24 protein-coding genes are annotated in these 20,682 nt (G+C 36.4%); 23 read left to right on the top strand and 1 reads right to left on the bottom strand.

The genetic code is table 11. From position 1 onward, the window contains the following. Genes ccsB through JEM45_RS02015 form a run of 4 tightly spaced genes read left to right on the top strand, consistent with a single transcriptional unit; the run spans nucleotide 1 to nucleotide 4,186 of the window. Nucleotides 1-1,206 carry a c-type cytochrome biogenesis protein CcsB gene (ccsB, locus tag JEM45_RS02030; RefSeq protein WP_198687655.1) on the top strand — a complete coding sequence of 402 codons (1,206 nt, stop codon included), beginning with the start codon at nucleotides 1-3 and terminating at the stop codon, nucleotides 1,204-1,206. Between the two features lie 18 nt (nucleotides 1,207-1,224). Further along, the gene (locus JEM45_RS02025) at nucleotides 1,225-1,935 is read left to right on the top strand and encodes a response regulator transcription factor (protein WP_198687654.1); all 711 of its coding nucleotides are present in this window, start codon (nucleotides 1,225-1,227) and stop codon (nucleotides 1,933-1,935) included. Then, nucleotides 1,932-3,626 (top strand): HAMP domain-containing sensor histidine kinase, encoded by a 1,695-nt coding sequence (locus tag JEM45_RS02020; RefSeq protein WP_198687653.1) that lies wholly within the window; start codon nucleotides 1,932-1,934, stop codon nucleotides 3,624-3,626. Before JEM45_RS02025 ends, JEM45_RS02020 begins: the two co-directional genes overlap by 4 nt. Further along, nucleotides 3,623-4,186 carry an ECF transporter S component gene (locus JEM45_RS02015; RefSeq protein WP_235678887.1) on the top strand — a complete coding sequence of 188 codons (564 nt, stop codon included), beginning with the start codon at nucleotides 3,623-3,625 and terminating at the stop codon, nucleotides 4,184-4,186. The genes JEM45_RS02020 and JEM45_RS02015 overlap by 4 nt, the downstream gene beginning before the upstream one ends. Before the next feature lie 56 nt (nucleotides 4,187-4,242). Here JEM45_RS02015 and JEM45_RS02010 read toward each other — a convergent pair whose 3' ends face one another. Beyond that, entirely contained in the window at nucleotides 4,243-4,497 is a 255-nt protein-coding gene (locus JEM45_RS02010) for a ferredoxin (protein ID WP_026866339.1), read from the bottom strand. Nucleotides 4,498-4,675: 178 nt separating this feature from the next. Here JEM45_RS02010 and JEM45_RS02005 point away from each other — a divergent pair, with 178 nt between their 5' ends. From JEM45_RS02005 to JEM45_RS01915, 19 genes are all read left to right on the top strand, one after another. Beyond that, on the top strand, nucleotides 4,676-5,764 hold the full coding sequence (locus JEM45_RS02005; protein ID WP_026866338.1) for a LysM peptidoglycan-binding domain-containing protein: 1,089 nt from the start codon (nucleotides 4,676-4,678) through the stop codon (nucleotides 5,762-5,764). Between the two features lie 19 nt (nucleotides 5,765-5,783). After that, nucleotides 5,784-6,437 (top strand): (d)CMP kinase, encoded by a 654-nt coding sequence (gene cmk, locus JEM45_RS02000; RefSeq protein WP_026866337.1) that lies wholly within the window; start codon nucleotides 5,784-5,786, stop codon nucleotides 6,435-6,437. Then, on the top strand, nucleotides 6,438-7,019 hold the full coding sequence (locus JEM45_RS01995; protein WP_166626673.1) for a lysophospholipid acyltransferase family protein: 582 nt from the start codon (nucleotides 6,438-6,440) through the stop codon (nucleotides 7,017-7,019). A gap of 67 nt (nucleotides 7,020-7,086) precedes the next feature. Further along, a complete protein-coding gene (gene rpsA / locus JEM45_RS01990; protein ID WP_198687652.1) occupies nucleotides 7,087-8,334 on the top strand; it encodes a 30S ribosomal protein S1 in 1,248 nt (415 codons plus the stop codon). Nucleotides 8,335-8,436: 102 nt separating this feature from the next. Continuing rightward, a complete protein-coding gene (gene der, locus JEM45_RS01985) occupies nucleotides 8,437-9,750 on the top strand; it encodes a ribosome biogenesis GTPase Der (RefSeq protein ID WP_166626675.1) in 1,314 nt (437 codons plus the stop codon). An 11-nt stretch (nucleotides 9,751-9,761) separates the two neighbouring features. Beyond that, complete coding sequence (locus JEM45_RS01980) at nucleotides 9,762-10,814, top strand: NAD(P)H-dependent glycerol-3-phosphate dehydrogenase (protein WP_166626676.1); 1,053 nt, start codon at nucleotides 9,762-9,764, stop codon at nucleotides 10,812-10,814. A gap of 14 nt (nucleotides 10,815-10,828) precedes the next feature. Next, entirely contained in the window at nucleotides 10,829-11,035 is a 207-nt protein-coding gene (locus JEM45_RS01975; RefSeq protein ID WP_026866332.1) for a DUF2768 family protein, read from the top strand. Then, complete coding sequence (locus JEM45_RS01970; protein WP_026866331.1) at nucleotides 11,028-11,747, top strand: hypothetical protein; 720 nt, start codon at nucleotides 11,028-11,030, stop codon at nucleotides 11,745-11,747. Before JEM45_RS01975 ends, JEM45_RS01970 begins: the two co-directional genes overlap by 8 nt. A 116-nt stretch (nucleotides 11,748-11,863) precedes the next feature. Then, on the top strand, nucleotides 11,864-12,136 hold the full coding sequence (locus JEM45_RS01965; RefSeq protein WP_026866330.1) for an HU family DNA-binding protein: 273 nt from the start codon (nucleotides 11,864-11,866) through the stop codon (nucleotides 12,134-12,136). Nucleotides 12,137-12,191: 55 nt separating this feature from the next. Then, nucleotides 12,192-12,698 carry a hypothetical protein gene (locus JEM45_RS01960; RefSeq protein WP_026866329.1) on the top strand — a complete coding sequence of 169 codons (507 nt, stop codon included), beginning with the start codon at nucleotides 12,192-12,194 and terminating at the stop codon, nucleotides 12,696-12,698. Beyond that, entirely contained in the window at nucleotides 12,698-13,399 is a 702-nt protein-coding gene (locus tag JEM45_RS01955) for a demethylmenaquinone methyltransferase (RefSeq protein WP_026866328.1), read from the top strand. The genes JEM45_RS01960 and JEM45_RS01955 overlap by 1 nt, the downstream gene beginning before the upstream one ends. Beyond that, complete coding sequence (locus JEM45_RS01950; RefSeq protein ID WP_198687651.1) at nucleotides 13,396-14,349, top strand: polyprenyl synthetase family protein; 954 nt, start codon at nucleotides 13,396-13,398, stop codon at nucleotides 14,347-14,349. The genes JEM45_RS01955 and JEM45_RS01950 overlap by 4 nt, the downstream gene beginning before the upstream one ends. Before the next feature lie 62 nt (nucleotides 14,350-14,411). Continuing rightward, a complete protein-coding gene (gene ndk / locus JEM45_RS01945; protein WP_026866326.1) occupies nucleotides 14,412-14,858 on the top strand; it encodes a nucleoside-diphosphate kinase in 447 nt (148 codons plus the stop codon). A gap of 75 nt (nucleotides 14,859-14,933) precedes the next feature. Beyond that, nucleotides 14,934-16,100, top strand: a complete 1,167-nt coding sequence (gene aroC, locus JEM45_RS01940; RefSeq protein WP_198687650.1) for a chorismate synthase — start codon at nucleotides 14,934-14,936, stop codon at nucleotides 16,098-16,100. Nucleotide 16,101: 1 nt separating this feature from the next. Beyond that, a complete protein-coding gene (locus JEM45_RS01935; protein WP_026866324.1) occupies nucleotides 16,102-17,148 on the top strand; it encodes a 3-dehydroquinate synthase in 1,047 nt (348 codons plus the stop codon). Next, entirely contained in the window at nucleotides 17,145-18,434 is a 1,290-nt protein-coding gene (gene aroA / locus JEM45_RS01930; protein ID WP_198687649.1) for a 3-phosphoshikimate 1-carboxyvinyltransferase, read from the top strand. The genes JEM45_RS01935 and aroA overlap by 4 nt, the downstream gene beginning before the upstream one ends. Before the next feature lies 1 nt (nucleotide 18,435). Further along, nucleotides 18,436-19,707 (top strand): tetratricopeptide repeat protein, encoded by a 1,272-nt coding sequence (locus JEM45_RS01925; protein ID WP_026866322.1) that lies wholly within the window; start codon nucleotides 18,436-18,438, stop codon nucleotides 19,705-19,707. Then, nucleotides 19,688-20,164, top strand: a complete 477-nt coding sequence (locus tag JEM45_RS01920; RefSeq protein WP_026866321.1) for a YpiB family protein — start codon at nucleotides 19,688-19,690, stop codon at nucleotides 20,162-20,164. The genes JEM45_RS01925 and JEM45_RS01920 overlap by 20 nt, the downstream gene beginning before the upstream one ends. Before the next feature lie 5 nt (nucleotides 20,165-20,169). Further along, complete coding sequence (locus JEM45_RS01915) at nucleotides 20,170-20,598, top strand: DUF2487 family protein (RefSeq protein WP_026866320.1); 429 nt, start codon at nucleotides 20,170-20,172, stop codon at nucleotides 20,596-20,598. Nucleotides 20,599-20,682 lie beyond the last annotated feature (84 nt).

Genomic DNA, 20,682 nt, shown 5'->3' with positions numbered 1-20,682 from the left:
ATGGATGCAACATTTTTATCAATAAGTAATACACTCATATTCATCGCGTTTATCATGCTACTCGTCGCACTGATTCCACTCGGTATCAGTATCAAGTCAAAGTCAAAGACCAAAAAGTATGAAAAAATTGCGCTTTGGATGATTATTATTGCCTTTATCTTAGAATTAGGCTATTTCGCTTTCCGTTGGATGGCGACGGGACATGCACCGGTATCGAACATGTATGAATTTATTGCCATGTTCTCAATCATGCTCATCGGTGGTTATCTGATTACGTACCATTACTTTAAAACTAAAATATTCGGTTTATTTGCAATACCGATTTCCTTATTATTACTTGGATACGGTAGTCTGTTCTCAACAGATGTTCAACCTTTAATACCAGCACTTCAGAGTAGCTGGCTAGCCATTCACGTTATTACTGTAACCTTATCCTATGGTATACTTTCAATGAGTGCTGTAGCAGGATTGATTTACTTACTTAAAGCCATTCCTGCAGATGAAAAATCATGGCGCGCAAGATGTTTAGAAATGATAATGGTCGGATTAGTAATTGTTGCAACATATATTGTGACAACACTCGTGATGAAAGAAGTCGTCGGTTACAATGATGAATTTTACTACACAGATCAAACTGGACAACAAGTAATTGCCGAATATCATTTACCAAGTTTAATTAACTACCAGGACGCAATTCCTGTAGAACACGTTGGAAACAATGAGTTTGAACCAACTGAACATTTCCATCTAGGTATTGATTTACCTCCAGTAATTAAAGCGGACTCACTTAATACTGTCCTGTGGTCAATTATTTTAGGTATCGTCGTCTATGGAATCGTTCGATTAATACTCAGAAGACGAATCTTCTCACTCTTTAAACCATTAACTAAGAAGGTCGATCTAGTCTTAATGGATGAGATTGGATATCGTTCGGTTATTATCGGCTTCCCACTATTTGCTTTAGGTGGCATCTTCTTCGCTGCAATTTGGGCACAGATGGCATGGAGTAGATTCTGGGGCTGGGACCCGAAAGAAACATGGGCCTTTATTACCTTCATGTTCTATACGATTTTCCTTCACTTAAGAATTAACAGAGGTTATGAAGGTGAAAAATCTGCATGGTTAGCAGTGGGAGGTTTCCTACTTATTCTGTTTAACTTAATTGCAATCAATATGATTGTGTCCGGCCTACATTCATATGCATAATACGAAAAGAGGGTTACAATGACAGAAAAAATATTGCTTGTTGATGATGAAGAACGGATTAGAAAGTTACTGAACCTATATTTAACAAGAGAAAATTATGAAATAGTTGAAGCTGACAATGGTAAAGATGCCTTGTCAATTGCAATGAATGAAGATTTCCATGTTATCTTATTGGATTTAATGATGCCTGAGATGGATGGAATAGAAGTTGCAAGAGAGCTTCGTAAGGAAAAATCTACACCTATTATTATGCTAACAGCTAAGGGTGAAGAAGCAGATCGTGTTGAAGGTTTAGAAGTCGGTGCTGATGATTACATTGTCAAACCCTTCTCACCACGAGAAGTTGTGCTTAGAGTCAAAGCGATTTTGAGACGTTCTTCAGAAACTGCCTTTATCAAAAAAGATACTTCTGCAAAGGATATTGTCGTCTTTGAACACTTGGTCATCGACAATGATGCACACAGAGTATTAGCTGATAATAAGCGTGTAAACTTAACACCTAAGGAGTATGAACTCCTATTATTCCTGGCTAAAAGTCCAGATAAGGTGTTCAATCGTGAAGAACTGCTTAAAGAAGTTTGGAATTACGATTTCTACGGTGACTTAAGAACTGTAGATACACATGTCAAGAGACTGAGAGAGAAATTGAATAAAGTATCTCCAGAGGCAAGCCAGATGATTCATACAGTATGGGGAATCGGCTATAAATTTGAGGTAAACGACAAATGAGTTTTTTCTCCAGTGTCGTAACAAAACTGTGGTTTACTATCTTAATGATAGTGACTACAGTTTTAATTATATTGTCCATCGTTTTAAGTCTTTTTTTTAGAAATTATTCTTTAGATATTACAGAGAGACAATTAGAAAAAGAAGTGAGCCGAGTAGAGAATGTCATCTTAAGTAATCATTCTCTAACCTCACAAGAAACATATTTAGCTGCAGAGGAAAATTTAATCATCTACTCTAATGGTCAGGTTATTACTGGAGACCAATCTACTGCTGAAAACATCTATGAAGAAATCATTAATTCAGACTCTGCAGAAAATACCTTTATTTTTAGAGATGAAGATAATCACGAACTCATGGTAAAAGTTTCTGATCTAAGTCGGTATTTTAATGAAGACACAGCGATCATTATGTTTAGTGATTTAGATGCCTTGAATCAGTCATTCTTTACCGTATTAATGATTATTCTAATCAGTGCAATTACCTTATTCTTGATTACAACCTTCTTTGCATTTTTCTTGATTTCTAGGATTACCAAGCCGCTAATCGCCTTAAAGAACTCAGCTTTTTCTACGGCTACTGGTGAATACAATAATTTAAAAGTAACATCTCGAGATGAAATAGGGGAGTTAACACTCGCATTTAATAAGATGAATGATAATATTAAAAGCACCATTTCAGAGCTGACACATGAGAAAAATTTAAGAGAGAATGTGTTCTCATCACTAACGAATGGTATTCTTTACTTAAATACCAATGCGGAATTAATCTATAGTAATCAGGCAGGATTAAATTATTATAGCCTATTCGAAGAGAATGAGCAGAATGGTTATTTTTCATCCTTAATTAAAGTTGTTGCGAGAGACAATCGACCACATTTAGAACGTCTCGACATAGATGATATGCACTTACAACTTGCTATGTCTCCAGTGGAATCAAACGAGGAACAAAGTGGTGTAACGGTCTTGATTTGGGATATTACAGATGAAATTAACACAGAGAAGATGCGTTCAGAATTTATTTCCAATGTCTCCCATGAATTAAAAACACCAATGGTCATGCTTAGTGGATACTCTGAAGCACTCTTAGATGACATCGTGACTGATCCGGAGGAAGTAAAAGAAATGGTGTCAATTATTAAAGATGAGTCGGACCGCATGAACAAACTCGTAAACGAACTTTTAGTTATAGCGAGAATGGATTCGGACGAAGTCCTTTATGATATTGTCGATCAGGACTTTAAACCACTTCTCGATAAACTACGTCACCGCTTTGACTACGAATTAAAAGAAAAAGAAACTAAACTACTTTTCGATGTTGAAGATGGGCCGATTATTTTCCCACACGATGCAGATAAGATGAATCAAGTACTGACAAATTTATTAGACAATGCCATCCGTTACACTAAAGCTAATGATACGATTACTATTTCTGCAAAACAGAATAGTGAAAACCATGTTACCATCAAGTTATCAGATACGGGAACTGGCATTAAACGTGAAAACATAAAACATATATTTGATCGTTTCTATAAGGTCGATGAAGCACGTACAAGAGGTAAACACGGAACCGGCTTAGGCTTGTATATTGTAAAAAATATCATCGAAAAACACGGTGGTGAAATATCAGTAGAGAGCGATTTCGGAAAAGGTACAACATTTATTATTACTATGCCTAAAACTAGAAGGGATTGATATCAATAGATAGACAACGACTAAGAAAAATCATCAATATTAGTATCCTGAGTGCATTATCATTTATATTAATGCTCATTCAGTTTCCTTTACCATTCCTACCACCATTTCTGATGCTTGATTTGTCAGATATACCTGCCTTTATAGGCTTCATACTTTTTGGTGGTTTAGGCGGCTCATTAATTATTATTATGAAAATTGTGCTGTACAGTTTGCTGGTTGCCAGTGAGCCAATAGGCCCAATTGCGAACCTTTTAGCAGCATTTTCATTTTTACTGCCTGTCTTCTTTTTTTACTACAAGAAGAAAACAGTCAAACGCCTCATTTACGGCTTTGTAACAGGTACTTTAATGCTCATTCTTTCTTTAGCAGTGTTGAACTATTTTGTACTACTCCCTGCTTATGGTCTGATTGTCGATCAAACAGACATCATAAATAACTTAAGAGTGGTCGTTACTGCCGGAATAATTCCATTCAACTTAGTCAAAGGAATTATTTTGAGTATTATATGTTATATCATCTACATTAAGGTGATTCCAGTAATTCAAAAACAAAATTAAGAAAGAAAAAATAAGGATGAGAAATCTTTTGATTTCTCATCCTTATTTAATATTATCTATTCATACTTCAATGGATCACCATCAAATGGTTCTTCTTCAACTTTAATTGAATCTGTCGGACAGCCATCAAATGCATCTTCCATATCTTCCAGAAGATCTTCTGGTACAGCAGTAATGCCTTTATTGTCATCTAAGATAACATAAGCAATACCGTCATCATCATAATCATAAATATCCGGTGCTGCTGCTCCGCAGGCGCCGCATGCGATACAAGTATCTTGGTCAACGATTGTGTATTTCTTAGCGCACATAAAAATTTCACCTCTTAACCTTTACGATTGTTCATTGTTATTTTAAGAGAAAATCAAAAATATATCAATGAACAATAATTGAACATACAACAATACGACTAAAGACTGATAACTCTTTAAATGTTGGTACAAACAATATATAATTAAAATTAGAATTCTGTGACTAGGAGAATGCGGTATGAAAGATGATTTTTATAAAGATATGAACCATAAGCGGGCAGATGAAGAAAAGCCTGACAAGACCGATTCTAAAAATGGTAACAAGGATGGCGAAAGACAAACGCTCAGTCGTAGTGCACGCCACAAAAATAAAGATAATCAAAAAGAAGGAAATCCAAAGAAAAATAATTCTGCAAAAGAAAAAAAGAACAAGAATGAAGATAGCCTCACTGATAAAATTCAGGCTTATTTCAGCTCGGAAAATAATCAAAAGAGAAAAGCTGCTTTTATCGGCACGTTAAAAGGCTATCAAAATCGTATTAAGAACGAGCTTAAAGTGTCAAAAGAAAAATTAGGTGGCATCGGTAACCAAACTAAAGCAAAAGCGAATACTAAAAAGAAAAGTGATAACAATGAAGGTAGAAAATTACCTTGGATTCTCGGTCTCTTAGTATTGATTCCAATTACTTTATTACTCGCATTCTTAATATTTTCTAACTTCTGGCCATCATTAGATGATGAAATTGAGCTCGCAAGTTCTGAATCAGAAGAGACGAATGAAGCCGAAGAAAATAATAACACAGCTGAGTTCAATGCAGAACTTGAAGAACAAAAGAAAGAACATGAAAGACGATTAGCCGAAGGTCGAAATAATACTTCAAGTTCTGAAGACTTAGAAGTCAATTATTCTGAAGAAGAGCTAGAAGCACTCGAAAGTGAATCTAGAAATGCTATTCAAGACAAAGAGTCTGATGAGTCAAGCAGTAACGACCAGGAGAATACAGAAGATAGTAATACTGAAGAAAACTCAAATGAGTCAGAGTCAGCGAGCGAAGATACTCAAACTGAAGATTCAACAAACAATGAGAACCAGACTGAAGCAAATACAGAAGCAAATCAAGAAACAGAAGTAGCCAACCAAGAAACAGAAGAAAATCAGACAACTAATGCCAATGCCTCCCATACAGTAACCACTGAGGATAACCTTTATAGAATTGCCATTCAATACTATGGTGATGGTAGTTCAGAAAACGTTCAGAGAATTAGAGAGGCAAATGGCATAAGTGAAAATGAAATCTCTGTCGGCCAACAATTGATAATACCGTAATATGAAAGTAGGACACAACATGACAACGTTAAGAATAGCCATTGACGGCCCAGCTGCTGCTGGTAAGAGCACGATTGCAAAACGCGTCGCAAAAAAACTAGGGTATCTCTACATTGATACTGGTGCTATGTATCGTGCAGTTACTTTACACACTTTAAAACACGGCGATGATTCAATCGAAAATATTGAAGAAGATGTCACGATAACCTTCGATGAGAATGATGAAGTTTACTTAAATGACGTTAATGTAAGTAAAGAAATTCGATCGAAAGAAGTGACCCAAAATGTTAGCCGAATCTCAAGTTTAGAAAAAGTGAGAACCTATCTTGTAAACATGCAACGTAAGATAAGTGAAAATGCTAACGTCGTTATGGATGGTAGAGATATCGGTACAACAGTACTACCAGATGCAGAAATTAAAGTTTTCATGCAGGCTGATCCAAAAGTGCGTGCAGAAAGACGTTTAAAAGAAGAACAAGTTAGAGGGAACAATGTTAGCCTCGAAACACTCACACAAGAGATTATTACGAGAGATGAAATCGATAGTACTCGAGAAATATCACCACTTGTTAAAGCCGATGATGCGATTGTTTTAGATACGAGCGATTTAACAATTGATGAAGTCGAAAAGTATATTATAGAACTCGTAAACATCAAAATGGAGGCTAGATAAATGTTATACAACATTGCAAAAGTTGTGGTCCATCAATTTTACAAATTCAGATTTAAAGTGAAGGTTATTGGACAAGACAGAGTTCCTCAAAGTGGACCTGTAATGATTTGTTCAAACCATATCAATGATTTCGACCCTCCATTAATCGGTGTAAGTCTTAAAAGAGAGCTATCTTTCTTTGCAAAACAAGAATTGTTTGACTTACCCGTAATCGGGAAGATTTTCCCTAAATTCAATGCCATTCCTGTATCAAGAGGAAAGAGTGATCGCGCTGCATTAAAAACTTCAATTAAGGCATTAGAAGATGGTCGTTGTCTTTTAATATTCCCTGAGGGTCATCGTAATAAAGGGGATAAGACTCAATTACAGCCTTTACAAGAAGGTGCAAGCTTTATTGCTTCAAAATCAGAAGCACCTATAGTACCATGTGTCATTAAAGGAAGCTATAATAAAAAAGAAGGTGTCACGGTCATTTTTGGTAAACCGATTGACACTAAAGCATTTTTAGAAGAAGGCAATAATCGTAAAGATTTAACTTTGAAAATAGAAAATCAGCTAAAGAATTTACTATTTTCAGAATAATCACTTGACAAAACGATCGAATTATAAGAAGTTAAATATATATTGTAAAGTAATTGGAGGCAAGCACATGGCGACAGAAGACATTAAGAACGAAGATTCAAACATCGAAGAAACTCAGGTTAATGATGCACCAGACAACAACGATGATTTACAGAATGATATTGAGACTGCAGATGGTCCATTCGCAGTCGGTGATGAAGTAACTGGTACTATCTCTACCATCGAAGATAAGTTTGTCAAAGTTCAGGTGGATAATTCTGACTACGAAGGCATTATTCCAATTAGTCAGCTTACAAATAAACGCATCGAACATCCAAACGATATCATCGCTTTAGATGATCAAGTTACAGCAGTAGTAATCAAAGTGGAAAACGATGCTAAAAACATCATTGTTTCAATTAGAAAACTTGATGAACAAAAGGCATATGATGAATTAAAACAAAAACAAGCAGATGACGAGACACTTCAAGGTACTGTAGTAGAAGCAGTTAAAGCTGGTTTAGTATTAGACGTAGGTGTTAGAGGATTTATCCCTGCATCACTATTGTCTGATGAGTACGTTGAAGATTTAGAACAGTTCACTGGTCAAGTCTTAGATGTTAAAGTTGAAGATATTGACCAAGAGAAGAACAGAGTCATCTTAAATAGAAAACGCATTGTTGAAGGTGAAAAATCAAAACAACGCCAAGCTGAGTTAGAAGATTTAGAAATTGGCAGTATTATTGACGGAGAAGTCGTACGTACAACCTCATTCGGTGCTTTCATTAACATCGGTAACGTAGATGGCCTTGCTCACATTTCTGAGCTAAGCTATAGCCGTGTTGAAAGTGTTGAAGATGCAGTTGAAATCGGTCAAAAAGTTAAAGTTAAAGTACTTGACGTTAATCCAGATGAAGAGCGTATAAGCTTATCTCTTAAACAAGCTGGAGAGTCACCGTTTGATACATTCATCGATAACCACGATGTGGGAGATACATTGAGTGGAACAGTTAAACGCCTTGTTGATTTTGGTGCATTTGTTGAGGTTGAAGCTGGTGTTGAAGGTCTTGTACATATTTCAGAGATCTCATATGACCACGTCAACGTACCACAAGATGTCCTAAAAGAAGAGCAGGAAATTGAAGTTAAAATTATTGGCTTAGATAAGGATAATGAAAAAATCTCACTTTCTATTAAGGCATTAGAGGAAGCACCTGCTAAACCTAAACAAGCTAGAAAAGAAGAGAATACTCAAGTTTATACTGACGATGACGAAGATGATGCACCAACACTTGGTGATGTTTTTGGCGATCGATTCAAAAATTTAGACTTATAATAAGTAGATTAATAAAATTTTGTTCTATGACTAAAGGGCGATGTTACTATCGCTCTTTATTTTATTTGTGTTAAAATAAATGTGCATACAGGGAGGGTAACAATGTATAAACCAACAATCGCAGTAGTGGGTAAACCAAACGTGGGGAAATCCACGCTTTTTAATAGAATTATCGGTGAAAGAAAAGCTATAGTTGAAGATTCACCAGGGGTCACAAGGGACCGATTATATGCAGAAGGTGAGTGGTTAAACCATACCTTTAACTTAATCGATACTGGTGGAATTGAAATTAAAGATGAACCTTTCCAACAACAAATTAAAATGCAGGCTGAAATCGCAATATTAGAAGCAGACGTTATCATGATGGTCGTCGATGGACGTGAGACTGTGAGTAACGATGACCTGTTCGTCGCTAGGATTCTACAAAAATCTAATAAACCTGTTGTTTTAGTCGTTAATAAAATTGATAACTTTGAAATGAGAAATGAAATCTATGAATTTTATCAACTCGGCTTAGGCGATCCATGGCCTGTTTCAGGCAGTCATGGCCTAGGCTTAGGTGATGCATTGGACGAAGTTGTTAAACACTTTAAAGATATTGAAGCTGAATTAGAAGAAGATACTTCAATAAAAGTGTCACTAATTGGTCGGCCAAACGTCGGTAAATCTAGTCTTGTAAATGCTATCCTAGGTGAAGAGCGCGTCATTGTTTCTGATATTGCAGGTACTACAAGAGATGCTGTTGATACCCAATATACTTATGAAGATGAAGAATATACACTTATTGACACTGCAGGTATGAGAAAGCGCGGTAAAGTCTATGAGGCGACTGAAAAATATTCTGTCTTAAGAGCGAGCCGTGCCATTGAACGTTCAGATCTTGTACTTGTTGTTTTAAATGGTGAAGAGGGTATTCGTGAGCAAGATAAGAGAATTGCTGGCCTGGCACACGAAGCAGGTAAGGCCATTGTCATTGTAGTTAATAAATGGGATGCAGTTGAAAAAGATGAAAAAACTATGCGTGAGTTTGAACTGGATATTAAGGATAACTTCCAATACTTAGACTATGCACCTATTACTTTTGTTTCTGCGATGACTAAAGTCAGATTGAAGACCTTATTCCCACTTATCAAGGAAGCATATGATCAGAGTATAAAACGCGTTCAATCAAGTACATTAAATGAGGTACTTGTTGATAGTGTCAGCATGAATCCAACACCAACAGATTCAGCTGGTCGCCGTTTAAGTATTTACTACGGTACACAGGTTAGTGTTAAACCACCGACCTTCGTATTATTTGTTAACGATACTGAACTGATGCATTTTAGCTACCGTCGTTATATTGAAAACCAATTAAGAAAAGCATTTGGTTTTAAAGGAACGCCGATACACATCATCAGTCGTAGAAGAAATTAGGAGGTTTTCACATGAACATATCGGTTATTGGAACAGGTAGTTTCGGCACAAGCCTCGCAATCGTACTAAATGACAACAAACATGATGTTTTAATGTACGGTAGAAATGAAGCGACCGTTCAGGAAATCAATGACTTAAAGACCAATGAGAAATATTTAAAAAATATTCAACTCGATAATGGTATCCAAGCGACAACCTCACTAAGTGATGCGGTTGAACACTGTGAAATTATCGTTTTAGCAGTACCTGTAATTGCCATGAGAAAAATGGCGACTGACATTCATGAACTTCTAAAATCATTTAATAAACGTATCTTAGTTGTCCATGTAGCAAAAGGACTTGAATTAGATACTTATAAACGTGTTTCTGAAGTACTAACAGAAGTGTTCGATGACTCGACTGTGTCCGACATCGGTGTACTTAGTGGACCTAGCCATGCTGAAGAAGTAGCAGAAAAGCAACCGACAACTGTCAGTGTTGCCTCAGTTAATTCTACTGGTGCAGAGCTACTTCAAGATGTCTTTATGACTGAATACTTTAGGGTCTATGTCAACCATGATCTAATCGGTGTAGAAATCGGTGGTGCCTTAAAAAATATCGTTGCCTTAGCAGTTGGCGCCTTATCTGGCTATGGTTTTGGGGACAATCCAAAGGCAGCTGTAATTACACGTGGCTTACACGAAATTGCACGTCTTGGCACAAAATTAGGTGCGAATCCATTAACTTTCTTAGGCCTTACAGGTATGGGAGATCTAATTGTTACAGCAACCAGTCAACATTCTAGAAATTACCGCTGTGGTCAAATGTTGGCAAGTGGCTTAACTCTAGAGGAAGCGACTAAGAAAATGGGCATGGTTGTTGAAGGCGTCAACACAACTAGAGCCGCTCATGAACTTGCAATTGCTGAAGATATCGAGATGCCGATAACGACGACCTTATACGGCTATCTCTTTGATGGTATCAGTGAAGATGAAGCTTTTGCTGCATTAATGCAAAGAGAGAAGACATCTGAATCTGAAGGATTGAAACAATTATTAGAAAATCAGATTAAAAATAGTAAATAGGTTGAGGTATAAATATGTTTGATATTTCCAGGATGGATTTAATGTGGGTGTCCTTTGTCTCAATGGGCTTCATGGCACTTGCAGCAGTTTTGATCTACTTATCAAGATTTGTCATCACCATTCGCTTTATAAGTGTAATCGTTTCTATTATTGCGTGGCTCATTCTCATACTTGCATTCTTACTTATGATTCTTGTCATTGGGGGATCGTCCCATGCGTAAGTTCGGCTATATTTTCACATTAACTATTGCGCTCTTTGTTTTAACAGGTTGTTTGTATCCTGAAGAAGAGAGAGCAGGTCATAATATACCACCAGAAGCCGATATACAAAACGTTCAAAGTGCGGTAGAGAACTTCAGTGAGAATGAAGGCGGGGTACTACCTATACAAACAAAATCTGATACAGCAGAATATCTTGAATATCAGATTGATTTCAATAGTATAGTTCCGGAATACTTAAGTGATATCCCCACAACTGCATATGAGAATGGGGGTAATTTCCAATATGTAATTTTAGATGCTGAAGAGAACCCAACAGTTAAACTTGCAGATCTTGCCTTAATAGAGGAGCTACGTTCTTTATCTCTAAGAATCAATGGTATGGGTGAACATGTAGAACTCGGTGAACAGGTTGGACCAAACGTCTATCAGCTCGATTTAGACTTTTATAATTTGCAGGAAAACCCAACAGTAATCAGCCCCTATACAGGTGAGGAATTAAATGTATACTACAGTGGGGGACAAGAGTTTGTAATCGATTATCGCCCCGATTTAGATAAGATGATAGAAAATGAAAACTTAGACTTTGAAACAGGCGATGACATCAGAGAAATCCTATATGAATATACACCAATAGTGCCGATTTATTCGCCAGAAATGACTGTCGATGAAAACAACGAGGCTATTTTCATGACAAGTGTTCATAAAAACTGATTTCTCGGTGTCTTTTACAGGAAAAATAACTTAAATGCGTTGCAGTCACTAGTGTCGTATGGTAAAGTCAAAACATAATGATAAAATCATTATACAGATTATAGGAGGTCTATCAGATGAATAAGACAGATTTAATCAACGCTGTCAGCGATAAAGCTGATTTGACGAAAAAAGAAGCAGGAGCTGCTGTAGACGCAGTCTTCGAATCAATTCAAGGTTCACTTTCTAAAGGTGAAAAAGTACAATTAATTGGATTCGGTAACTTTGAAGTACGTGAACGTGCTGCAAGAAAAGGCCGTAACCCACAGTCTGGTGAAGAAATTGAAATTCCAGCATCAAAAGTACCTGCATTTAAAGCTGGTAAAGCACTTAAAGACGCAGTTAAATAATTCCATTTACTAGGCCTAACGCGAGTTAGGTCTATTCATTTATAAGGTGATATTTATGAAATATTTAAAGGAACAGCAAAATGACTATAAGACGCTGTCCGATCTCGTCAAAGCACTCGAAGCGAACGAAATCACAGACTTCTTTATCGACGATAATAATATTATCGGTGAAACATATATCGCTGAAGCTGTCCTCTTATTTACATACGCATTAAATACGCTCGATATGATACCAGATAACCAAGCACGAGAGAAACATGTTTTGATGGGTGATTATTATTTTTCTGAATTCTATTTCGCCTTATCACAGGGTGGTCACATGGACATCGTTTACGATATGGTCACGATATCAAAGGACCTTGCCTCAAAAAAATCTGATATCTATGCAAATACAAGAATGATTGATGAACATGAATTAAAATATCTGTTGTTTGCACCGCTTTTCTATTTAATAGATAATGGTTATGTCTCATCAACGCTTTATCAGGTGATAGATAAATATTATAAATCACTCGATAAGACTGCATTAACATACATAACAAATATTAAAGGTGAAGACTAATGCAAAATGAAAACAGAATTCAAAATATATTTAATACAATCTCTGATGACTACGATCACATGAATGACGTCATAAGTTTTAATCAACATAACATTTGGAGAAACAAAACAAATAAGGAGATTTTCGTTAAAGACAATCAACAAGTTCTTGACCTTTGCTGTGGTACTGGCGACTGGACAATCCAACTTGCAGAAAATCCTAATGCCAATGTCATCGGCCTTGATTTTAGTGAAAATATGCTGAGAGTTGCTGATGAAAAAACAGCTCAGTTTAATAATATTTCTCTTGTTCAAGGTGATGCCTTAAATCTACCTTACGAAGATAATAGTTTTGATATCATCACTATCGGTTTTGGACTCCGTAATCTCCCGGATTATGCAGTTGGTATTAAAGAATTTTACCGAGTGTTAAAACCGGGTGGTCAGCTCGTTATTTTAGAAACTTCTAATCCTGAGAATGCCTTTATGAACTTTGGCTTTAATATATACTTTGGTAAGATTATGCCATTCCTTGGCCAGAAAATTGCTGGAAGTGGTAAGGAATATGAATGGTTATACGAGTCTACGAGTCAATTTTTAACAAAAGCTCAATTAAAAGACATGCTCTTTGATAGTGGTTACATCAGTGTTAAAGTAATCCCTCATACATTTGGCACTGCCGCAACCCACATCGGATATAAACCTTTGGGTGAAGACGAGTGAAAAGTTTAAGGAAGTTCATGTCTGATGAGCTGTCTCAAGTTAAAAAGATTGTAAAGAAAGAGCTTGAGCCTAATGGAATCTTAGTCAACGATCAAAGCTTTGAATTGTTTAATTCTGGGGGCAAGAAACTCAGACCCTTATTTACAATTCTATCAGGACAACTTGGCGATGCAGATGCATATAGTGATGTTTTAAAAACCGGGGCAAGTTTAGAATTACTTCATATGGCGAGCCTTGTTCATGATGACATTATTGATGATAGCGCCTTACGCCGAGGTAAACCGACGGTCTATCATAATCACGGCTATTTCCAGGCGGTCAATACAGGAAACTATTTGTTATCTTCTGCCTTACAACTTGTTGCGAGAATTGAGAGCTCAAAATTTCATGAAACATATTCCACAGGAATTCGAGAAATTGTTAGAGGGGAACTGATTCAATTTGATAGTCAGTTCGATGCTTATCAAACCTTAGATGAATATTATAAAAAAATATATCGAAAGACTGCCTTATTAATCGTACTCAGTATTGAACTTGGTGCCTATGCAGGTAAGGTTGATGATGAGACGATTTCAAAACTCGTCACATACGGCTACCATATCGGTATGAGCTTTCAAATTACTGATGATTGTCTAGACTTTACAGGATCTAGTAAGGTGCTCGGTAAACCGCGTTTTGCTGATATTAAAAATGGTCATTATACTTTACCAGTCTTACTTTTAAGAGACAGTGATCCCACCTTTAAGTCGATGCTCGAATCATATTCCAACTATAAGACTGATGACAATAAATTAATAAACTATTTATTAGAAACAGATGCCATAAACAAGGCCTTAGATATTAGTCATGATCACATTACCGAAGCTACAGAGGCTGTTGCTGAGATTGAGACTCCAATTAAGGAATATTTTTTAGAAATCGCAGATATGTTAAAAAATAGGCGTAATTAGTTTGTAAACCGCCTATAGATAGTGATAAAATAAGACGAAAACATTTTTAAGGAGCTATTATAATGGAAAAAACATTTCTTATGATTAAACCTGATGGTGTCCAAAGAAACCTAATCGGACCTATCGTTGAAAGACTTGAAAACAAAGGCTTTAAAATCGTTGGTGCTAAATTAATGCAAGTATCTGATGAGCTTGCTAAAACACACTACGGTGAACACAGCGAAAGACCTTTCTTTGGTGAGTTAGTAGACTTCATCACTTCTGGTCCTGTATTTGCTATGGTACTTGAAGGCGAGAACGTCATTAAAACAGCACGTTTAGTTGTTGGTTCAACTAATCCACAAGAAGCAGCACCCGGTACTATCCGTGGCGACTTCGGTTTAACTGTAGGAAAAAACATCATACACGGTTCAGATTCACCAGAAAGTGCAGAAAGAGAAATCAATCTATTCTTTGACCAATCTGAATTAGTTGATTACAACCTATCTAATAGCGCTTGGATTTACTAAAATGATCAATCGGACTGGGTAAGAAATTACTCAGTCTTTTTTTCATATACAAAAAAATTAACAGAGGTGCTTACTATGAGATTTTTAACTTCAGGTGAATCACACGGTCCTAAGGTCAGCGCTATAGTCGAGGGCTTTCCGTCCAATCTTCCAATTGATAAGGACCGCATGCAAGAGGAACTTTTTAAACGCCAAGGTGGGTACGGTAGAGGTCGTCGCATGCAAATTGAAAAGGATACCTTCCAGTTTGGTGCAGGTATAAGACATGGTAAAACACTCGGCAGTCCCATCATGTTGGAGATCAATAACGATGACTTTAAACATTGGGTCAACATCATGGGTGCAGAACCTATTTCAGAAGATGAAGAAAAAGAAATGAAGCGTGTTATAACAAAACCTCGCCCAGGTCATGCAGACTTAGTCGGTGGCATGAAGTATAACCATCGTGATCTTAGAAATATACTCGAGCGCTCTTCAGCAAGAGAGACGACAGCACGCGTAGCTGTTGGTGCACTATGTAAGGAACTCTTACACAGTCTAGATATTAAAATTACTTCTCGTGTGACACAGATTGGTAAAGTAATAGATGAAGGCTCTTATGACTTCGATACAATTGTAGAAAACACTAATAGCTCCAGTGTACGTATGGTATCGACAGATGTCGTTAAAGCCACAGAAGAGACAATTGATCTTGCTAAGAAAAACGGGGATACAATCGGCGGAGTAGTAGAAGTTATCGTTGAAAACCCACCAGCTGGACTCGGCTCTCATGTACACTATGACCGTAAATTAGATGCAAAAATTGCCCGTTCTATTGTTAGTATTAACGCCTTTAAAGGTGTGGAATTTGGCATGGGCTTTAAAATGGCCTCTACACCTGGCTCACAAGTTCAAGATGAAATTAAATATTCTACAGAAGAAGGATATTACAGAAGTAGTAATAATCTTGGCGGCTTTGAAGGCGGTATGACAACAGGTATGCCAATCGTAGTTAGAGGTGTTATGAAACCAATCCCTACACTTTATAAGCCTTTAATGAGCGTGGATATTGAGACGAAAGAACCATTTACTGCAACGATTGAACGTAGTGATCCAAGTGCTGTACCAGCAGCATCAATAGTTGCAGAACATATGGTTGCGATTGAAGTAGCTGATGCCATACTAGAAAAATTCCCAAGTGATGATTTTTCTGAGTTAAAAGCTGCCTTAAGTGACTATCAAAAACGCTTAAGAGAATTTTAATATGGATATCATTACAACGTATCCAACAAATAACTACCCAATTTATGTTGAACGCGGTGTCTTAGATACTCATTTAGAATCTTTGACTAATCAATACGAATCGGTGTTTTATATCATCGATGAGAACGTCTATTCATTATATAAAAATAGTAAATTAAAAAATATCAAGCACCCTATAACTGTCACTGGAGGAGAATCGTTTAAATACGCTTCTCCTTTAATGGAAACAGTAGAGCTTTTATTAGAGAGAGATATTAAGAGAAATTCTCTACTCGTCGTTATCGGTGGTGGGGCAACTGGAGATGCAGGCGGATTTATTGCAAGTATGGTCCTCCGTGGTGTAGATTACATTCACGTTCCAACAACACTGCTCGCTCACGATTCTGCAATTGGTGGTAAGACGGCCATTAATTCTAAACACGGTAAAAACTTAATCGGTGCATTTTATCGACCTAAGGCTGTCATTTACGACTTAGAATTTTTAGATTCATTAAGTGAAAGTGAAAAATTAAGTGGCTTTGGTGAAGTATTTAAACATGCATTGTTAAGTTCAGAAGCTGATGCGAACCAATTAATGCTTGATACGAAAGATGAGATTCGAGTAGAGACTTTAACCCCTTATATTATTCAGGGTATTCAAACTAAGATGCAATTTGTGATTGAAGATGAGCATGAGAGCGGTAGGAGAAAGTTTTTAAACCTTGGTCATACACTTGGACATGCTTTAGAATATAGCTACAAAATTCCACACGGGCAAGCAGTCATGCTTGGTATAATTGCGAGTCTCCATCTCTCAAACAAAGTTCATAATACGCAATTTGATTTAGATGCTTATTATAGCTATATGAAGTATCATGGCTATCCGGTCCATCTTCTAAAAGAAATGGAAATTGATGTTATGCTAAAATTAATTGAAAAAGATAAAAAGAACCATCTCTCAGGTGTAATCAGTTACGTATTATTTAATCAGGATTCACAACTTGTTGTGACAGATTTAAAGATAGAGACCTTAAAAGAATACTTATTAGAGTTAAGGGAGTGCCTATGAAACAACTTTTAAATAGTAAGTTTACCGGTAACATTACTGTTCCAGGAGATAAGTCGATTACCCATCGCGCTTTGATGTTAGGTGCTTTAGCAGAGGGAACAACCTTTATAAAATCCCCTCTGATTAGTGCGGATACTTTAAGAACTTTTGAAAACATGAGACAACTTGGCGCTGACGTTAAGAGAATCGGAGCTGACTTTGAAGTGACTTCTAGTGGTCATCAATCGCTTCAATCTCCATCAGATATTCTTTACACAGGAAACAGCGGTACAACGACACGTCTTTTAACTGGCTTAGTCGCAGGATTAGAACAGATTAATGCAGTGATTGAGGGTGATGAAACGATTGCTAAACGCCCCATGGATAGGGTAGTCATCCCGCTAAGTGAAATGGGTGCAAAGATCAACTTAAAAGAAGATACGTTCCCACCGATTTCAATTCAACCAGCTAAAATCAAACCGCTTGAATATCATATGCCGATTGCCTCAGCACAAGTTAAAAGTGCCATCTTATTCACTGGGCTTTTTCAAGAAGGTCAAACAATTATTCACGAAACGCATCCATCAAGAAATCATTCTGAAATAATGATGGCACAATTTGGTGCTGACATTAATGTAGCAGATAAGACCGTAGTACTAAATGGAGGGCAAGCACTGACATCATCCGATGTCGTTGTTCCAGGAGATATTTCTTCAGCTGCCTTCATCATCGTCCTCGGCTTGATTACACCAGGTGCTGATATTACTATTAATAACGTATCCTTAAATGATACTCGAGCGGGAATTATTGATGTTGTGAAAACCATGGGCGCTAATATTACGATTGATGAGAAAACGACAGATGGAGAAGCTTTTGGCGACATTCATGTCAAATACACAAAAAATCTTAAACCATTCTCTATTGATGGCGAAATTATCCCACGTCTAATTGATGAGATTCCAATCTTAGCGGTACTTGCTGCATTTACTAATGGAACGTCAACCGTTAGAGATGCAGAAGAACTTCGCTATAAAGAAACTGACAGAATTAGTGCTGTTGAAGATGAATTGAAGAAGTTTGGTGTTGACATTAACACTTTTGAAGACGGTTTTGAAGTCAATCCAGGCTATGGCTCAGTCACAGCAAACGAAATCTTTAAGGGTTATCATGACCATAGAATTATAATGATGCTGATCATTATGGCCATTGCAACGAATCAAGAAATCAACATTGATGATATCAGTGCCATAGATGTGTCATTCCCAAGCTTCCTTGAAGACCTTAATAGTTTACGAGAGGATCGATAATATGCACGAAGAAATTCTTCAAATAATCGATAAACTTAGACAGGGAACATACCCTGAAAGTGATTTAAACAATATTTTAAATAGTCTAGACCAATTTCACTCAGATGAGTCTTTAGAAGCACTCTTTGTTTTGGGAGATGCATTACAAAATGCAGGTTTAGAATATCAAGCAAGACAGATTTTCCTACATTTAAATAATAACGTAGACCATGACGATTACGTCATTTCATATATCGTTGAATCTTATATCAGTGAAGGGCGCCTTGATGATGCCCTTGAACTGATTAACTCTAGCCCTGAAACGCCAACAGTACTAATGTTGAAGTCAGAAATCTTTCAACAGATGAACTTAAACGACGTCGCATTAAGATTGTTATTTGAGGCAAAAAATATGTCTGATGACATCATTATCGACTTTGCAATTGCCGAGTTATACTACTCAAATGGTGACCTTGAGGAAGCAGTCAGATTTTATGAAGATGTTTTAAACGAAGGGCTCGAGGAAGTAAATGGTATATTACTTGGTTTAAGATTAGCGGATATCAACGTCAATCTTTTAAACTTTGAAGATGCACGTGCATATTTCGATAGTATTTCAGAAGATCATTATTCAAATGAAGACTTCTACAAAAAAGCCTTACTCGAATATAATTTAAAAGATTACGATGCAGCTAAAAGCTTACTTGAAAAAGTACTCGACAATGAACCGTACTTTATCAATGCCTATATTTTACTCATGAACATCTATGAAACTGAACATAATTTAGAAGACGCGACAGAAACACTTTTAACCTATCTTAAAGAAAATGATAAAAACTCGCTTATTTACTTCCATCTTGGTCGCTTGTACTTTAGACAAAACCAAGCGGACAAAGCCATTGAACATTTCAGAATCGCAACTGAACTGGATGAAGACTACGATGATGCATATCTAATGCTCTTTGAAAGTATTTTAAAAACAGGTGAAACAGACACAATCGATGACTATGTTAAACATTTAGACATCAATGCCCTAAGTGGTGAATCGATTTACTTACTTGCTAAAATAGAAGCAGAAAATGAAAATGACAGTCAAGCCTTAAAATACTACAAGGATGCCCAAGCACTGTTAGATGATTCTCTTGAATTCTATGTAGATTATTACTATTACTTAAGAGAAATTAATCATCCAGACAAAAAACAAATCCTAGAGAAACTGATGCAACTAGAACCTGACAATCCGGACTGGCAGATGGATTATGAGCAGATAGCAGGTGAGGAAGACGAGCTTTAAAAAAGATTTTATTAACTATTGTCTCTATAACTATGATTTTAAGGACCATACTGCAGTTTGGATCTTGAATTTTATTAAATCTCACCCACTGATTACCCATAATATTTCCTTTACGGATTCTTCTATACGTAGAAAGTTAAGGATTGCAGAAAAAAATGTAAATAGACCAACCTTAATGTTCGAAAAAGACGGTATCATCACAGACAATGGTGAGACAATCTTCCATGAATTGAACTTGAACAAAACTGACGGTCTTTATTTAGAATTCATACTCTCAACAGATGATATTCGCTATAATCAAATTCGGTCTGAAGAACTAACAAAAAATGATGAGATTCTTCAAGAAGATATAAAGGAACTCGAACATTTAATCGACCAAGCCTTATTATCTAAAGATGAAGTTAGATTTTATGAACTGACAGATGAGCTACAAAAATTAACAAAAGAAAGAGGGTAGTCAGTGTGTTATTTAATACACAGGATCTTCGCGTTTTAAAGGATGAAATTGAGTTTATCGATACTGCAATTGTGCCAGTGGTAAGCATTGCTTTTGATAATGAAGTTCTCACACATGCTAATAATTTAGAACTCATGCAATTAATATCCATCCAGTTAGAAAAACAGCTGAAGGGTAGATTGATGATTACACCTGCTTTTACAACTGTAACAGATGACCATACGAGCCTTATTGCTTACAAAGATCAATTAAAAGCATATGGCTTTAAAAATGTGGTGAGCATTGCTTATCAAGATATTGAGTTAGATGGTTTGGATCACATTAGGGTTAATAGTATTCCAATAAGCGATATGGATAATGAAATGAAAATTTCAATAATCAATGACGAAGTAAAATCTGTTATCAAGCAAATTATTGGTGTATGGAATCAATAATTAGAAGTATTATTACACAATCTATTTATTAGATGTGTCAATTCTTTGAAAACCATATTGACCAGTCAGTTTTAATGAGCTAAA

Origin of the sequence: Jeotgalicoccus sp. ATCC 8456, assembly GCF_016313225.1 — a bacterium.
In the GTDB taxonomy this organism is placed as follows: domain Bacteria; phylum Bacillota; class Bacilli; order Staphylococcales; family Salinicoccaceae; genus Jeotgalicoccus; species Jeotgalicoccus marinus.
Note: the sequence above shows the minus strand (reverse complement) of the source record. Positions and strands in the feature narration are given on the sequence as shown.

Excerpts from the sequence above, each read along its gene's own strand:
- ccsB (WP_198687655.1), top strand. The coding sequence starts at position 1 with ATGGATGCAACATTTTTATCAATAAGTAATACACTCATATTCATCGCG.
- JEM45_RS02025 (WP_198687654.1), top strand. The coding sequence starts at position 1,225 with ATGACAGAAAAAATATTGCTTGTTGATGATGAAGAACGGATTAGAAAG.
- JEM45_RS02020 (WP_198687653.1), top strand. The coding sequence starts at position 1,932 with ATGAGTTTTTTCTCCAGTGTCGTAACAAAACTGTGGTTTACTATCTTA.
- JEM45_RS02010 (WP_026866339.1), bottom strand. The coding sequence starts at position 4,497 with ATGTGCGCTAAGAAATACACAATCGTTGACCAAGATACTTGTATCGCA.
- JEM45_RS02005 (WP_026866338.1), top strand. The coding sequence starts at position 4,676 with ATGAAAGATGATTTTTATAAAGATATGAACCATAAGCGGGCAGATGAA.
- cmk (WP_026866337.1), top strand. The coding sequence starts at position 5,784 with ATGACAACGTTAAGAATAGCCATTGACGGCCCAGCTGCTGCTGGTAAG.
- JEM45_RS01995 (WP_166626673.1), top strand. The coding sequence starts at position 6,438 with ATGTTATACAACATTGCAAAAGTTGTGGTCCATCAATTTTACAAATTC.
- rpsA (WP_198687652.1), top strand. The coding sequence starts at position 7,087 with ATGGCGACAGAAGACATTAAGAACGAAGATTCAAACATCGAAGAAACT.
- der (WP_166626675.1), top strand. The coding sequence starts at position 8,437 with ATGTATAAACCAACAATCGCAGTAGTGGGTAAACCAAACGTGGGGAAA.
- JEM45_RS01980 (WP_166626676.1), top strand. The coding sequence starts at position 9,762 with ATGAACATATCGGTTATTGGAACAGGTAGTTTCGGCACAAGCCTCGCA.
- JEM45_RS01975 (WP_026866332.1), top strand. The coding sequence starts at position 10,829 with ATGTTTGATATTTCCAGGATGGATTTAATGTGGGTGTCCTTTGTCTCA.
- JEM45_RS01970 (WP_026866331.1), top strand. The coding sequence starts at position 11,028 with ATGCGTAAGTTCGGCTATATTTTCACATTAACTATTGCGCTCTTTGTT.
- JEM45_RS01965 (WP_026866330.1), top strand. The coding sequence starts at position 11,864 with ATGAATAAGACAGATTTAATCAACGCTGTCAGCGATAAAGCTGATTTG.
- JEM45_RS01960 (WP_026866329.1), top strand. The coding sequence starts at position 12,192 with ATGAAATATTTAAAGGAACAGCAAAATGACTATAAGACGCTGTCCGAT.
- JEM45_RS01955 (WP_026866328.1), top strand. The coding sequence starts at position 12,698 with ATGCAAAATGAAAACAGAATTCAAAATATATTTAATACAATCTCTGAT.
- ndk (WP_026866326.1), top strand. The coding sequence starts at position 14,412 with ATGGAAAAAACATTTCTTATGATTAAACCTGATGGTGTCCAAAGAAAC.
- aroC (WP_198687650.1), top strand. The coding sequence starts at position 14,934 with ATGAGATTTTTAACTTCAGGTGAATCACACGGTCCTAAGGTCAGCGCT.
- JEM45_RS01935 (WP_026866324.1), top strand. The coding sequence starts at position 16,102 with ATGGATATCATTACAACGTATCCAACAAATAACTACCCAATTTATGTT.
- aroA (WP_198687649.1), top strand. The coding sequence starts at position 17,145 with ATGAAACAACTTTTAAATAGTAAGTTTACCGGTAACATTACTGTTCCA.
- JEM45_RS01925 (WP_026866322.1), top strand. The coding sequence starts at position 18,436 with ATGCACGAAGAAATTCTTCAAATAATCGATAAACTTAGACAGGGAACA.